A 14953-nucleotide genomic window follows, 5' to 3' on the forward strand; every position below is an offset into this window, starting at 1 on the left:
CGGTCCCGGCCCGGACGGACCTAGGCTGCGGGCCGGAGCCGGCGGACGCCGGAGGCCCCCTGCGCGCGAAAGGCGGGACCACGGTGAGGACAGACGGCCGCACGGCCCGGTGGCGGACCACGGCGGGGGTCCTGGCCGCGGCGGGCGCCCTGCTCGCCGCGGGCTGCGGCGCACCCGGGCAGCTCCACGACGGCGGGCGCACCCGCGCCGTCGCGCCCCACCCGACCCCGCAGGCGCTCTGGCCGGGGGCCGGGGCGGCGTCCTCGCCGTCCGCCCCGGCCCCCGCGCGCGGCTCGGCGCCCGCCCCGCTCCGGGGCGTCGCGGCCGCCTCGGGCGACATCCGCACCGTGCCCGCCGCCGAGGTGCTGGAGAAGGACCCGGCCCTGGAGCGGGACGAGCGGGTGGCCCTGCTCCACTGCCCGCACTGCGGTCTGCGCCCGCCGCAGTACCGGGACCTGACCGGCGACGGGCGCCCGGAGCTGATCACCGCCCTCGTCACCGCGGACGACCGCGCCGTGCTGCGGGTCTACGCCCTGCGGGCGACCCGGGTCGTGCCGGTCCTCGGCCTGCCGCTCTCCCCCGGCTTCACCGCGGACACCGTGGGCCCGGACCTGGTCGTCCACGACCCGGCCGGACCTTCCGTCCGCACCAGCAGCACCTACCGCTGGGACGGGCGCAGGCTGGCGGTCCTCCGGGTCGAGGCCACCGGCTCCGGCGCCGCGGCCGACGGGCTCGCCTGCGTCACCGGCGGCACGCCCGCGCCCGCGCCCGTGACGGGCGGCGGGACCGGCGACGTCGTCGGCGGACCCGCGGGCGGCGGCACGGGCGCCGCCCCCAGCCCCGTGCCGACCACCGTCGCGCGGACCGGCGCTCCCCCGGCCGGCCTCCCGCCCGCCGGGGCGCCGTGGAGCGCCGTGCCCTCCGCGGACGGCGGGGCGGCCCGATGACCGGCCCGGCGGCCGACGCGCCGCGCATCCTGCTCGTCGAGGACGACGAGGTCATCCGCGAGGCCACCCGCATGGCCCTGGAGCGCTACGGCTTCCCCGTGACGACCGCGGCCGACGGGCTGGAGGGGCTGGAGCGGTTCCGCGCCGACCGCCCCGACGTGCTGCTGCTGGACGTCATGCTGCCGCTGCTGGACGGCGTCGGCCTGTGCCGGCGCGTCCGGGAGGAGAGCCTGGTCCCCATCCTGATGATGTCCGCCCGCACCGAACCGGTCGACGTGGTCTCCGGCCTGGAGGCCGGGGCGGACGACTACGTCGTCAAGCCCTTCGAGAGCGCCGTGCTGGTGGCCCGGATCCGCACCGTCCTGCGCCGCACCCGTGCCGCCGGGGCCGCCCCGCCCCCGGCGGGGGCGCCCGGGGCCGGGGCGCGGCCGGAGCAGGGCGGCGAGACGGGCGGCGCGGCCCGCGCCGTGCGGGCGATCGCCGGGCTGGAGGTGGACACCGAGGGCATGGAGGTCAGGGCCGACGGCCGGCGGGTGCCTCTCACCCCCACGGAGTTCCGGCTGCTGCTGGAGTTCACCGCAGCGCCCGGCGTGGTGCTGGAGCGCCAGACGCTGCTGGAACGGGTCTGGGACTACGGCTGGGGCGCCGACAGCCGGGTGGTGGACGTGCACGTGCAGCGGCTGCGGGCGAAGATCGGCGCCGACCGGATCGAGACCGTCCGCGGCTTCGGCTACAAGCTCAGGCGCCCGCGGTGACGCTCCGCCGCCAGATCGCGGTCACCGTGGCGGCGATCTCCTGCCTGATCGCCCTCGCCGTGGGGCTGCTGGTCCACCGCGCCTCCGTCCGCCAGCACGCCGACCAGGCCCGCCGGACCGCGGAGACCGCGCTGGACGCCGCGCTGGACCTGTACGACCGCACCGGCGACCCCGCCCCGGGCGCGGACCGCTCGCGCGACGGCGCGGGGCTGCCCGGACCGCTGCGCCGCCTCGCCCTGCGCGGCCACCGCGGGTCGATGCTCGGCCCGGGCCCGCACGGCACCGCCATGTGGGCGGCCGCCGGGACCGGCGGCGAGGTGCTGTCCGTCCGGGTGGACTACGCCGGCGACGAACGGGCCGTCGCCGACCTGGACCGGGCGATCCTCGCCTCGGGCGCGGCCGCCGTCCTGGTCACCGTGCTCGCGGGCACCCTGGCCGCGGACCGGATCAGCAGCCGGCTGCGGACCGCCGCGCGCAGCGCCCGCACCATCGCCGCCGGGGACTTCACCGCGCGCATCGGGCCGCTGGGGCGCACCCGCGACGAGGTCACCGAACTGGCCGCCGCCGTCGACTCCATGTCGGCGGCGCTGCACCGCAGGCTCCAGGCCGAGCAGCGGTTCACCGCGGACGTGGCGCACGAGCTGCGCACCCCGCTCACCGGGCTGGTGACCGCCGCGGAGCTGCTGCCGCCCGGCCGCCCCACCCAGCTGGTGCGCGGCCGGGTCGGGGCGCTGCACCGCCTGGTGGAGGACCTGCTGGAGGTGTCCCGGCTGGACGCGGGGGCGGCGCGGCCCGACGTGGCGGAGGTGCGGCTGGGCGATACGGTCCGGCGGATCGTCGGCGCCACCGGCCTGGAGGGGGTGGAGGTGCGGGTCGTCCGGGACGGCCGGATCGCCACCGACCCGCGCCGGCTGGACCGGGTGCTCTCCAACCTGGTCGTCAACGCCTGCCGGCACGGCGCTCCCCCGGTGCTGGTCACCGCGGAGGCCGCCGCGGGGGACGGCGCGGAACCCGGCCCGGGGGCCGGCCCGGGGTGCGGCGGGGCCGTGGTGACGGTCCGCGACCACGGTCCGGGCTACCCGGAGGAGCTGCTGCGGGACGGGCCGCAGCGGTTCCGCACCGGCGCGGCGGAGCGGGGGCGCGGGCACGGGCTGGGGCTGACCATCGCCGAGGGCCACGCGGGGGTGCTGGGGGCGTCGCTGGAGTACGCGCGGGCGCCCGGCGGGGGCGCGCTCGCGGTGCTCCGCCTGCCCCCGGGGTCGCCGCCGCCCGGGGACTGACCGCCCGTCACCGGAACACCGCCGCGGGGGGACCGGGCCGGGGCGGCCCCGGGACTCCGGCCGGATCTCCCGGCCGGCGGCCGGGACGCACCACGGCGCGGTCCTGTCCGGTGCGCCCCCTCACGTCCTCGTGCAGGTGACGATGCTGACGCCGGAGTCGAAGTCGCGGCGCGCGGCCGGCAGGAAGCCTGCGGGCCCCGGCCCCCGATCGGGCCCCGGTCGGGCCCCGTGGGCCCCGAGGGCCCGGACGCCGCCGGGGCGGGACCGGACGCCGTTGTCCGGCCCCGCCCCGGGGCTCCACCGTGCGGCGGCGTCTCCTGCGCCGAGCTCCGCCGCACGGGTGCGGTCACCGACCGCGCCGACACACCGTCAGCGCGAGTCGCTGCCCGCCGTCTCGATGGCGGCGCGGCCTGCCTCCAGGCGCGCCACCGGGATGCGGAAGGGGGAGCAGGAGACGTAGTCCAGCCCCACCTCGTGGAAGAAGTGGACGGAGTCCGGGTCGCCGCCGTGCTCGCCGCAGACCCCGAGCTTGAGGCCGGGGCGGGTGGCCCGGCCGGCCTCGGCGGCCTGCCGCACCAGCGAGCCGACGCCGTCCCGGTCGATGGTCTCGAACGGGGAGACGCCGAAGATGCCCTTCTCCAGGTAGGCGGTGAAGAAGGAGGCCTCGACGTCGTCGCGGCTGAAGCCCCACACCGTCTGGGTCAGGTCGTTGGTGCCGAAGGAGAAGAACTCGGCGGCCTCGGCGATCTGACCGGCCGTGACGGCCGCCCGCGGCAGCTCGATCATGGTACCGAGCGCGATGTCGAGGGGGACGCCGGTGGCGGCGGCGACCTCGGCGAGCACCTTCTCCGCGTCCTCGCGGACGATCTCCAGCTCCTGGACGGTGCCCACAAGCGGGATCATGATCTCCGGCCGGGGGTCGCCGCCCGCCCGGCGCCGCTCGGCGGCGGCCTCGGCGATGGCGCGGACCTGCATGGAGAACAGGCCCGGGATGACCAGGCCGAGGCGTACGCCGCGCAGGCCGAGCATCGGGTTCTGCTCGTGCAGGCGGTGGACGGCCTGGAGGAGGCGCAGGTCGTTCTCGTTGTGGTCCTTGCGGGCCTCGGCGAGGGCGACGCGCACCGACAGCTCGGTGATGTCCGGCAGGAACTCGTGCAGCGGCGGGTCCAGCAGCCGCACGGTGACCGGCAGCCCGTCCATGGCCTGGAAGAGCTCGACGAAGTCGTCCTTCTGCAGCGGCAGGAGGGTGCGCAGCGCCGACTCGCGCTCGTCGTCGGTGTCGGCGAGGATCAGCCGCTCGACCTCCTTGCGGCGCTCCTCGCCGAGGAACATGTGCTCGGTGCGGCACAGGCCGATGCCCTGGGCGCCGTACCGGCGGGCGCGCGAGGCGTCGTCGGCGTTGTCGGCGTTGGCCCGCACCCGCAGCCGGCGGCGGCCGTCGGCGTGGGACATGATCCGGTGCACGGCCTGCACCAGGCCGCCCTGCTCGTCGGCGCCGGCGTGCAGGGTGCCCTCGAAGTACTCGACGACCGGCGACGGCACGACCGGGACCTCGCCCAGGTAGACCTTGCCGGTGGAGCCGTCGATGGAGATCAGGTCACCCTCCTCGACGACCCGGCCGTCGGCGGTGGCGAAGCGCCGCTTCTTGGTGTCGACCTCCAGCTCCTCGGCGCCGCAGACGCAGGTCTTGCCCATGCCGCGGGCGACGACGGCGGCGTGCGAGGTCTTGCCGCCGCGCGAGGTGAGGATGCCCTCGGCGGCGATCATGCCGTCGAGGTCGTCGGGGTTGGTCTCCCGGCGGACCAGGATGACCTTCTCGCCCGAGCGGGACCACTTGACGGCGGTGTAGGAGTCGAAGACGGCCTTGCCGACGGCGGCGCCGGGCGAGGCGGCGATGCCCCAGGCGATCCGGTCGGGCGCCTTCTCCCCCTGGCCGGGGCGCTCCTCGGCGAAGCGGGGGAACATCAGCTGCGCCAGCTGCGCGCCGTTGACCCGGTGCAGCGCCTCGTCGAGGTCGATCAGGCCCTGGTCGACGAGCTGCGTGGCGATGCGGAAGGCGGCCGCGGCGGTGCGCTTGCCGACCCGGGTCTGCAGCATCCACAGCTTGCCGCGCTCGATGGTGAACTCGATGTCGCAGAGGTCCCGGTAGTGGTTCTCCAGGGTCTCCATGATCCCCATGAGCTGGTCGTACGACGCCTTGTCCAGCGTCTCCAGCTCGGCGAGCGGCACGGTGTTGCGGATGCCGGCGACGACGTCCTCGCCCTGGGCGTTCTGCAGGTAGTCGCCGTACACGCCCTGGGCGCCGGTGGAGGGGTCGCGGGTGAAGGCGACGCCGGTGCCCGAGTCGGAGCCGAGGTTGCCGAAGACCATGGAGCAGACGTTGACCGCGGTGGCCAGGTCGCCGGGGATGCGCTCCTGGCGGCGGTAGAGCCGGGCCCGGTCGCTGTTCCAGGACTCGAAGACCGCGCGGACGGCGAGGTCCATCTGCTCGCGGGGGTCCTGGGGGAAGTCGCGGCCGGTCTCGCTGCGGACGATGCCCTTGAAGCGCTCGACCAGCTTCTCCAGGTCGCCGGCGTCCAGGTCCAGGTCGTCCGAGGTGCCCTTGGCGTGCTTGGCCTCGTCCAGCGCGTCCTCGAAGAGGTCGCCGTCGACGCCGAGCACGGTCTTGCCGAACATCTGCAGCAGGCGGCGGTAGGAGTCCCAGGCGAACCGCTCGTTGCCGGACTGGGCGGCGAGGCCGGCCACGGAGGCGTCGGAGAGGCCGATGTTGAGGACGGTGTCCATCATGCCCGGCATGGAGAACTTGGCCCCGGAGCGCACCGACACCAGGAGGGGGTCGTCAGCCTGGCCGAGGCGCTTGCCCATGGTCCGCTCCAGGGCGTCGAGGTGCGCACTCACCTCGTCGCGCAGGCCCTCGGGCTCGCTGCCGGACTCCAGGTAGACCTTGCACGCCTCGGTGGTGATGGTGAAACCCGGAGGGACGGGCAGCCCGAGGTTGGTCATCTCGGCGAGGTTCGCGCCCTTGCCGCCGAGCAGGTCCTTGAGGTCCTTGTTGCCCTCGGTGAAGGAGTAGACGAATTTCGGCACGGGTGTTCTCCTCGCGCACAGGTCGCACAGTTGCCCTGACGGCGGAGAACATACCCATTTCGAAGGCACTTCAGCGCAACCGATAGGCCGTCAGTGGTCGCGGACCCGCGCCGGACACCCGGATCGATGCCTTCAAGGCCCGATCGCCTGCGTTTGTGAAATCGTCCTCCTGACGTTAGCGAGCGTTCATGTGTCGAAGGCGGTGAAACGTCGTGATCACCGGCGGGTGACCCTGGGTGACATCGGATGGCACCGGGTGCCACCGCGCCTTGATTACCTGGAGGCAGGGCGCCGGTTCCGCCGGGGGCTCCTTCGGGAAACGATCCGCGCCCCGCCGCGCCGCCGCCCGCCCGCAGGCCCCGTCAACCGGCCGCGCGTGTGGCAAGCGTCACGGGGGCCGTCCCACCAGGCGTACGGGCCGGTGCGGAACGGCTCCGGATCGTGCAGGGCCGGGCCGGCCGGGCGCGGCCGGACGGCCGGGTGGGGCCCGGCGGCGGGAGGCGGGACCGGGGGCGGCCGGGCGGGGGCGGGGCAGGGGCGGGCCGGCCGGGGCCGGGCTCAGCCGCCGGAGGTGTCCAGCTCCGCGTCGGCCCCGGGCACCGCGCAGTCGTACGGGTCGTCCAGCCAGCCCTCCGGCAGCACCACCCGGCGCTCGCCCGTGGTGCGGCCGCGCGGCCCGTCCGCGCCCTCCGGCCACGGCTGGTCCAGGTCGAGCGAGCCCAGCAGCCCCTCCAGCTCGGCCAGCGAGGAGGCGTTCGCCAGCTTCACCCGCATCTCCGAGCCCACCGAGAAGCCCTTGGTGTACCAGGCCACGTGCTTGCGGAAGTCGATGACGCCGCGCGCCTCGTCGCCGATCCACTCCCCCAGCAGCTCGGCGTGGCGCACCATGACCGCCGCGACCTGCCGGAAAGAGGGGCGCTGGTAGTCGCTCTCGCCCTCGAAGACCGAGACCAGGTCGCGGAAGAGCCACGGCCGGCCCAGGCAGCCGCGCCCCACGACCACGCCGTCGCAACCGGTCTCCCGCATCATGCGCACCGCGTCGTCCGCCGACCAGATGTCGCCGTTGCCCAGCACCGGCACGTGGTCGGGCACCGACTCGCGCAGCCGGGCGATCGCCGACCAGTCGGCGGTGCCGCCGTAGTGCTGCACCGCGGTCCGCCCGTGCAGGGCCACCGCCGCCACGCCCTCCTCGGCGGCGATCCGCCCGGCGTCCAGGTAGGTGAGGTGGTCGTCGTCGATGCCCTTGCGCATCTTGACCGTCACCGGGAGCCGGCCCGCGTTGCCCACGGCCTGCCGCAGGATCTCCCGCATGAGGTTCCGCTTGTAGGGCAGCGCGGAGCCGCCGCCCTTGCGGGTGACCTTGGGCACCGGGCAGCCGAAGTTGAGGTCGACGTGGTCGGCGAGGTCCTCGTCCGCGATCATGCGGACCGCCCGGCCGACGGTCACCGGGTCCACCCCGTAGAGCTGGATCGAGCGGGGCTGCTCGGTCGGCGCGAACCGGATCAGCCGCATCGTCTTGCGGTCCCGCTCCACCAGGGCGCGGGTGGTGATCATCTCGCTGACGAACAGCCCCCGGCCGCCGCTCTGCTCCCGGCACAGGGTGCGGAACGGCGCGTTGGTGATGCCCGCCATGGGCGCCAGCACCACCGGCGGCCACACCTGCACGGGCCCGACCCGCAGCGGCGCGGGGGCGCCCTCGGGGACGCCTGCGGAGGCGCCGTCCACGGGGGCGGTCCCCCCGGACGCGGTCCCCCCGGGGACGGTCTCCCTGGGGGCGGCGGGCTCGGCGGTGGTGGTCATGCGGGCGGTTCCTCGGTTCGGGTGCGGGCGGTCCGGTCCCCCATTGTCCCCCACCGCGGCGGCGGCCCGGCGGGGGCGGACCCGAAGGGCGGACGGGCGGGGCGGACGGGCGGGACGGGCAGGACGGGCTGGCGGGGCGGGAAACCGGTGGGCGGTGTCGGAGGCTGCTGGCAGGATCGGCGCATGACCGCCCCGACGACGCCCCCGGTGCCGCCCACCGTCCCCGCGGACGCCCGCAGCCGCGACGAGCTGGCCGCCCTCACCGCGGCGGGCGCCCGGCCGAAGTACCTCATGTTCTGGGGGCACCGCCCGCAGCGCGACGGCAGCCTCGGCGCGGGCTGCCTCAGCCAGTGGTGGCCCTCGCCGTTCACCGTGGACGGGACCGCGTACGCGAGCGCCGAGCACTGGATGATGGCCGGGAAGGCCCGGCTGTTCGGGGACGCGGACGCCGCGGAGCGGATCCTCGCCGCCCGCACCCCGGCGGAGGCGAAGAAGCTGGGGCGGCTGGTGCGGGGGTTCGACGGGGCGCTCTGGGAGCGGGAGCGGTTCGGACTCGTCGTGGCGGGGAGCACGGCCAAGTTCGGGCAGGACCCGGCGCTCTGCGCCTACCTGCTGGGGACCGGGTCGCGGGTGCTGGTGGAGGCGAGCCCGGTGGACCGGATCTGGGGCGTCGGGCTCGCGGCGGACGACGAGCGGGCCGCCGACCCGGCCCGCTGGCGGGGGCTCAACCTGCTGGGGTTCGCCCTGATGGAGGCCCGCCGCGTCCTCGCCGGCGGACCGTCCGCACCGGAACGGTGACGGCCGGGCGGCGCCGCGAAAGGAAACCGAAGCACTCCCGTAACACCCGTGCGCGCCGGATGCGGCAGGATGACGACCGGCCATGACTCCGGGTGACGGTTCGGACGCGCTGGGTCGGTGGCCGTGCCCGAGCGGGGGGAGCTGACGAGGGCCGGGGGCCGCAGGGGTGTCCGGCGGGAGGTCGCACCATGGCGGTTCACGACGGGGACACGGCGTCCGCGCAGGTCGACGCGATGCGGACGCGGCTGGACGAGCTGCTGGCGGCACGCCGGTACGCCGTGCAGCGGGAGCGCAGGCTCGCCGCCGAGCTGCGGTCCGGCGGGCTGCGGTCCGACGGGGCGGCCGGGGGCGTGGAGCAGGAGCTGGCGCAGGCGCGGACGTACCGGGAGCGGCTGGGCGCGGAGTGCGTGCGGCTGGGCGAGGAGCTGAAGGGGGCGGAGGCGCGGGTCCGCTGGTCGGCGGTGCGGGGGGAGCACCCCCCGGCACCGGAGCAGGCTGCCGGGACGGCGCCGGACGCGGCGGTCCCGGACCCGGCGGACGCCCCGCAGGCGGCGGCCCCGGGCGGGGGGCGGCGGGGGCGGCCGCGACGGACGGGCGGCGCCCGGCACGGCGGGGTGTTCACGGCGGAGGGACCGGCGGACGAGCCGGCGGAGGGGCTGCAGCCCGTGCCCGCCGCACCGGTCCGCCCGGTGGGTGCCCGCTTCGGCGGCGCCGCCGGGGAGCCGGTCCCGGCGGACGCCCCGCAGGGCACCGGGCGGGGGCGGGGCGGACGGGAGCAGCGGGAGCAGCAGGGACGGCGGGAGTACGGCGAGCACCGGGAGCAGCACCCGGGACGGGCGCGGTGGGCGGCGCGGCCCGACGGACGCGAGCACCCGGGCGGGGAGGCCCCCTCCGCGCAGGACCCGTCCGCGCAGGACCCGTCCGCGCAGGCCCCGTCCGCGCAGGCCCGGCCCGCGGAGGAGCCGCCGGCGGAGGCCCGGCCCGCGGCGGACGCGCTCGCGGCCCGGGTCCGGGCCCTGTACGCGGGCGGCCAGGGGCAGCAGGCGGCGCGGGAGGTGGCCGCGGCGGCGGTGTCGCTGAGCCCGGCCGACGTGGCCGCGCTGGCCGGGCGGCTGCACGCCGACGGGCCACCCGGTTCGTCGGCGTACCTGGCGCGGGCCGCGGCCGGGGGCGGACCGGGCCAGGTCGCCGGGGTGCTGGCGCTGCTGCGGCAGGCGGAGCTGGTCGAGGAGGCGCAGGAGCTGTTCCACCGGCTGTGGGCGTGGCCGCCGGACCGGCTGGTGCCGCTGTTCGACGCCCTGGAGCGAACCGGCCAGGCCGCGGACGCGGCGACCCTGCTGTGGGAGTCGGCGTCGGCGCCGCCCGCCGGGGTGGCCGCGCTGGCGGCGGCGCTGGCCGACGCAGGGCGGGACGCGGACCTGCGGAGCCTGCTGGGGCAGGCGTCCAGCCGCGCGCCCGGGGAGGTGGCCGCCCTGGCGGCCGCGCTGGCCGGGGCGGGACGGGCGGCGGAGTGCCGGGTCCTGCTGCGGGCGGTGGTCCGCGGCCGGACGGCGGACGACGTGGCCGGGCTGGGCTCGGCGCTGACCGTGCGGGGGCTGCCGGAGGTGTACGGGGTGCTGCTGGAGGCGGCCGGGGAGGCCGAGCCGGGGCGCCGTCGCGACGTCGCGGCGGCGCTGCGGCTGGCGGACCTGCCGCTGGAGGCGCCCGCCGCCCCGGGGCGCGGACTGCGGGGCCGCCGGGGCCGCTGACCGACCGGGCGGACCGGGCCGACCGGGCCGACCGGCATGGAAGGGCACGGGAGGGCGCCGGAGGGCGCGGGAGGAAGCACGAGGGGCGGCCCGCCGGGATCCCGGCGGGCCGCCCCTGCGCGTGCGGGCGGTGTCAGCAGCCGATGAGACGGGCGGCCAGGTAGCCCTTGACCTGGTCCAGGGAGACGCGCTCCTGGGCCATGGTGTCGCGCTCGCGGACGGTCACCGCGTTGTCCTCGAGGGTGTCGAAGTCGACGGTGACGCAGAACGGGGTGCCGATCTCGTCCTGGCGGCGGTAGCGCTTGCCGATGGCGCCGGCGTCGTCGAACTCCACGTTCCACGCCTGGCGGAGGTCGGCGGCGAGGCCGCGGGCCTTCGGGGAGAGGTCGGCGTTGCGGGAGAGCGGCAGGACCGCGACCTTGACCGGGGCCAGGCGCGGGTCCAGGCGCATGCCGACGCGCTTCTCCATGACGCCCTTGGCGTTGGGGGCCTCGTCCTCGAAGTAGGCGTCGAGGAGGAAGGCGAGCATGGCGCGGTTGAGGCCGGCCGCCGGCTCGATGACGTAGGGGAACCAGCGCTCGCCGGACTCCTGGTCGAAGTACTTCAGGTCCTGGCCGGAGTGCTCGGCGTGCACCGCGAGGTCGTAGTCGGTGCGGTTGGCGACGCCCTCCAGCTCGGAGAACTCGCTGCCGCCGAAGTTGAAGCGGTACTCGATGTCCACCGTGCGCTTGGCGTAGTGGGAGAGCTTCTCCTTGGGGTGCTCGAAGAAACGCATGTTCTCCTCGCGCAGGCCGAGGCCGGTGTACCAGTTCCAGCGCTCCTGGAGCCAGTACTCGTGCCACTGCTCGTCCTCGCCCGGCTTGACGAAGAACTCCATCTCCATCTGCTCGAACTCGCGGGTGCGGAAGATGAAGTTGCCCGGCGTGATCTCGTTTCGGAAGGACTTGCCGGTCTGGGCGATGCCGAACGGCGGCTTCTTGCGCGAGGTCTGCTGGACGGCCTTGAAGTTGGTGAAGATGCCCTGGGCGGTCTCCGGGCGCAGGTAGGACAGCCCGGAGGCGTCCTCGGTGACGCCGAGGTGGGTCTTCAGCATGCCGGAGAACTGCTTGGGCTCGGTGAAGGCGCCCTTGTTGCCGCAGTTGGGGCAGTTGACGTCGGAGAGGCCCCCGGCCGGGACGTGGCCGTGCTTGGCCTCGTACGCCTCCTCCAGGTGGTCCGCGCGGAACCGCTTGTGGCAGGAGAGGCACTCGGTCAGCGGGTCGTTGAAGGTGGCGACGTGGCCGGACGCCTCCCAGACCTCGCGGGCGAGGATCACGGAGGAGTCGATGCCCACGACGTCCTCGCGGCCGGTGACCATGGAGCGCCACCACTGCCGCTTGATGTTCTCCTTGAGCTCGACGCCCAGTGGCCCGTAGTCCCAGGCGGCGCGCTGACCGCCGTAGATCTCGCTGCAGGGGTAGACGAAGCCACGGCGCTTGCTCAGGCTGACGATCGTGTCGATCTTGTCGGCGGCCACAGTGCTCTCTTCAGTACGACGACGCGGGCAAGGACTCGGGGAGGGTGCCGCGGCGGGGCGGCACGACCGAATGCCTCAGGTTACCGGCCCCGGGCGGAGGGGTTTCAAATCCCTTGCCCGCTGCGGCGGCGCCGCGGCGGTCCGATCGTCCGAACAGCTGAAAATTGACAATCGTTTCCACTTTAAATGAGAATGGTTGTCATGAGCCCCAGACGCGCCCTCGCCCTCATGGCCGCGGCCGCCGCGGCCGTCCTGGCCCTCGCGGCCTGCGGCGCGGGCGGCCCGGCGGCGCGCGCCGACGGCCGGCTGGGCGTCGTCGCCTCCTTCTACCCCCTGCAGTACCTGGCCGAGCAGATCGGCGGCCCCCACGTCGCCGTCACCGACCTCACCTCCCCCGGCGTCGAGCCCCACGACCTGGAGCTCTCCCCCCGCCAGGTCGCCTCCGTGGGCTCCGCCGGACTGGTCGTCTACCTCAAGGGGCTCCAGCCCGCCGTGGACGAGGCCGTGCGGCAGTCCGGGGCCCGCCGCGTCGTCGAGGCCTCCTCCCTCACCCCGCTCGCCGACCACCACCTCGACGAGGGCGGGGACGGGGCGGGCGGGAGCGGCGACCGGGCCGCCGGCGCCGCGGCGGAACCGCACGCCCACGCCACCGGCGACCCCCACGTCTGGCTCGACCCCGCCCGCTACGCCGTCCTCGCCCGCGGCGTCGGCCGCGGCCTCGCGGAGGCCGACCCCGCACACGCGGCCGACTACCGCAGGAGGACGGACAGAATGGTCGCCCGCCTCGCCGCCCTGGACGCGGAGTTCCGGACCGGGCTCGCGCCCTACCGGGGCCGCGACTTCGTCACGAGCCACGCCGCCTTCGGCTACCTCGCCGACCGGTACGGCATCCGCCAGGTCGCCGTCAGCGGCGTGGACCCCGAGTCCGAGCCGAGCCCCGCCCGGCTCGCCGCCATCCAGCGCCAGGCGCGCGCCCACGGGGTGACGACGGTCTTCTTCGAGACCCTCAGCAACCCGAAGCTCGCCGCGACCCTCGCCGCCGACCTCCACCTGCGGACCGCCGTGCTCGACCCGGTCGAAGGGGTCAAGGACCCCTCCCGGGACGACTACTTCTCGGTCCAGCGGCAGAACCTGAAGAACCTCGAGACAGCCTTCGGAGGCGCCCGATGACCTCCCCACCCGCATCCGCCGGCACCGGCACGGCCCCGGCCGTCCGCCTGCTCGGCGGCGCCGCCTCCCTGGGCGGCCGACCCGTCCTGCGCGGCGTCGACCTCACCGTGCGCCCCGGCGAGGTCGTCTCGCTGCTCGGCGCCAACGGCTCCGGGAAGTCCACCACCATCCGCGCCGTGATGGGCTCGGTGCCGCTGCAGCGGGGCACCCTGGAGCTGTTCGGGACCCCGTACGGCAGGTTCCGGGCCTGGCACCGCGTCGGCTACGTGCCGCAGCGCACCAGCGCGGCCTCCGGCGTGCCCGCGAGCGTGCGGGAGGTCGTCTCCACCGGGCGCCTCTCCCGGCACGGGCTGCGGCCCTTCCGCCGCCGCGACCGCGAGGCCGTCGACCGGGCGCTGGACGCCGTCGGCATGCTGGACCGGGCCGGCGACGGCGTCGGCAACCTCTCCGGCGGCCAGCAGCAGCGGGTGCTCATCGCCCGCGCCATGGTCGGCGAACCCGACCTGCTGGTGATGGACGAGCCGATGGCCGGGGTCGACCTGGCCAGCCAGCAGGTGCTGGCCGACACCCTGGAGCGGGAGGTGCGGCGCGGCGCCGCCGTGCTGCTGGTGCTGCACGAGCTGGGTCCGCTGGAGCCGCTGATCGACCGGGCGGTGGTGCTGCGCGACGGCTGCGTGGCCCACGACGGGCCGCCGCCGCCGGCCGCCGGGCAGCACGCCCTGCCCGGCCACGACCACGTCCACCCGCACGGCGGCGACCACGACCGCCGTGCCCGCACGACCGCGCCGGGGCTGCTGCCGTGACCGAGATGCTGAACGCCGCCTTCATGCAGCGGGCCCTGCTCGCCGCCCTGCTGATCGGGGTCACCGCGCCCGCCGTCGGCCTCTACCTGGTGCAGCGCCGCCAGGCGATCATGGGCGACGGCATCGGCCACGTCGCCCTCACCGGCGTCTCGCTGGGCTTCCTGCTGAACACGAGTCCCGTCTGGATGGCCACGCTGGTCGCGTCCGCCGGCGCGGTGGTGATGGAGCTGATCCGCGAGCGCGGCCGCACCCGCGGCGACATCGCGCTGGCCATGCTCTTCTACGGCGGCATGGCGGGCGGCGCGCTGATCATCAAGCTCTCGCCCGACGGCTCGATGGCCAACCTCACCAGCTACCTGTGGGGCTCGATCCTCACCGTCTCCACGGCCGACATCGCCACCGTCGGGGTGCTCGCGGCCCTCGTCACCGCGATCACCTTCGGCCTGCGGCGGCAGCTCTTCGCCGTCTGCCAGGACGAGGAGTTCGCCCGGGTCACCGGGCTGCCGGTGCGGCTGCTCAACCTGCTGCTGGCGGTCACCGCCGCCGTCACCGTCACCGTGGCCATGCGGGTGGTGGGCCTGCTGCTGGTGAGCGCCCTGATGGTGGTCCCGGTCGCCGCGGCCCAGCAGGTCACCCGGTCCTTCGCCGCCACCCAGGCGCTGGCGGTCGGCATCGGCGTGGCGGTCTCCCTCACCGGCACCACCGCCTCCTACTACCAGGACCTGCCGCCCGGCCCCGCCATCGTGGTGCTCGCCATGGTCGTGTTCGGCCTGATCGGGGTCCTGGCCGTGCCCCTGGCCCGGCGCCGCCACCGCACCGGGGGCGGCGGCGCGGAACCGGCCGCCTGCGACCTGGTGCTGCCCGGTCCGCGGGAGGACACCGGGAGCGGGCAGGGGCCCGCGCGGGGGGCCGCGCTGGCAGAATGAGGGCCCCGGCACCGCCGGCCGCAGGACCCGGCGCTCCCCGGCCACGGGCCGGTGCGGCGGGCCCGCCGACCGCACCGACCGCACCGAGACCATCGACCGCACCGACCACCGAGGAGGACTCAC

General features: G+C 76.2%; 11 protein-coding genes. 8 read left to right on the top strand and 3 right to left on the bottom strand.

The window, feature by feature from the left end; translation table 11 throughout:
- Nucleotides 1–83: 83 nt before the first annotated feature.
- Genes LO771_RS09665 through LO771_RS09675 form a run of 3 tightly spaced genes read left to right on the top strand, consistent with a single transcriptional unit; the run spans nt 84 to nt 2982 of the window.
- Nucleotides 84–947, top strand: a complete 864-nt coding sequence (locus LO771_RS09665) for a hypothetical protein (protein ID WP_230649844.1) — start codon at nt 84–86, stop codon at nt 945–947.
- Entirely contained in the window at nt 944–1702 is a 759-nt protein-coding gene (gene cseB / locus LO771_RS09670; RefSeq protein WP_230649846.1) for a two-component system response regulator CseB, read from the top strand. The genes LO771_RS09665 and cseB overlap by 4 nt, the downstream gene beginning before the upstream one ends.
- Nucleotides 1699–2982 (top strand): HAMP domain-containing sensor histidine kinase, encoded by a 1284-nt coding sequence (locus LO771_RS09675; RefSeq protein ID WP_230649849.1) that lies wholly within the window; start codon nt 1699–1701, stop codon nt 2980–2982. The genes cseB and LO771_RS09675 overlap by 4 nt, the downstream gene beginning before the upstream one ends.
- Nucleotides 2983–3351: 369 nt before the next feature.
- Here the strand turns inward: LO771_RS09675 and ppdK are convergent, their stop codons facing one another.
- Nucleotides 3352–6090: a pyruvate, phosphate dikinase gene (gene ppdK / locus LO771_RS09680; protein WP_230650232.1), complete on the bottom strand. Its 2739-nt coding sequence runs from the start codon at nt 6088–6090 to the stop codon at nt 3352–3354.
- 537 nt (nt 6091–6627) lie between these two features.
- A complete protein-coding gene (gene dusB / locus LO771_RS09685) occupies nt 6628–7869 on the bottom strand; it encodes a tRNA dihydrouridine synthase DusB (protein ID WP_255744026.1) in 1242 nt (413 codons plus the stop codon).
- Between the two features lie 183 nt (nt 7870–8052).
- Between dusB and LO771_RS09690 the strand changes: the two genes are divergently transcribed.
- Both LO771_RS09690 and LO771_RS09695 read left to right on the top strand, forming a co-directional pair.
- Nucleotides 8053–8667 carry an NADAR family protein gene (locus tag LO771_RS09690; protein ID WP_230649852.1) on the top strand — a complete coding sequence of 205 codons (615 nt, stop codon included), beginning with the start codon at nt 8053–8055 and terminating at the stop codon, nt 8665–8667.
- Nucleotides 8668–8855: 188 nt separating this feature from the next.
- Nucleotides 8856–10415, top strand: coding sequence for a hypothetical protein (locus LO771_RS09695; protein ID WP_230649855.1), 1560 nt, complete (start codon nt 8856–8858; stop codon nt 10413–10415).
- Nucleotides 10416–10548: 133 nt separating this feature from the next.
- Here the strand turns inward: LO771_RS09695 and LO771_RS09700 are convergent, their stop codons facing one another.
- Nucleotides 10549–11931 carry a glycine--tRNA ligase gene (locus tag LO771_RS09700; protein ID WP_230649857.1) on the bottom strand — a complete coding sequence of 461 codons (1383 nt, stop codon included), beginning with the start codon at nt 11929–11931 and terminating at the stop codon, nt 10549–10551.
- Between the two features lie 201 nt (nt 11932–12132).
- Between LO771_RS09700 and LO771_RS09705 the strand changes: the two genes are divergently transcribed.
- From LO771_RS09705 to LO771_RS09715, 3 genes are read left to right on the top strand one after another with little or no spacing between them, the layout of a single operon-like run.
- On the top strand, nt 12133–13101 hold the full coding sequence (locus LO771_RS09705; RefSeq protein ID WP_230649860.1) for a metal ABC transporter substrate-binding protein: 969 nt from the start codon (nt 12133–12135) through the stop codon (nt 13099–13101).
- On the top strand, nt 13098–13904 hold the full coding sequence (locus LO771_RS09710) for a metal ABC transporter ATP-binding protein (RefSeq protein WP_230649863.1): 807 nt from the start codon (nt 13098–13100) through the stop codon (nt 13902–13904). Before LO771_RS09705 ends, LO771_RS09710 begins: the two co-directional genes overlap by 4 nt.
- A 5-nt stretch (nt 13905–13909) precedes the next feature.
- A complete protein-coding gene (locus tag LO771_RS09715; protein ID WP_230650238.1) occupies nt 13910–14830 on the top strand; it encodes a metal ABC transporter permease in 921 nt (306 codons plus the stop codon).
- The last annotated feature ends 123 nt before the right edge of the window (nt 14831–14953 follow it).

The organism is Streptacidiphilus sp. ASG 303 (genome assembly GCF_020991365.1).
Lineage (GTDB): Bacteria > Actinomycetota > Actinomycetes > Streptomycetales > Streptomycetaceae > Peterkaempfera.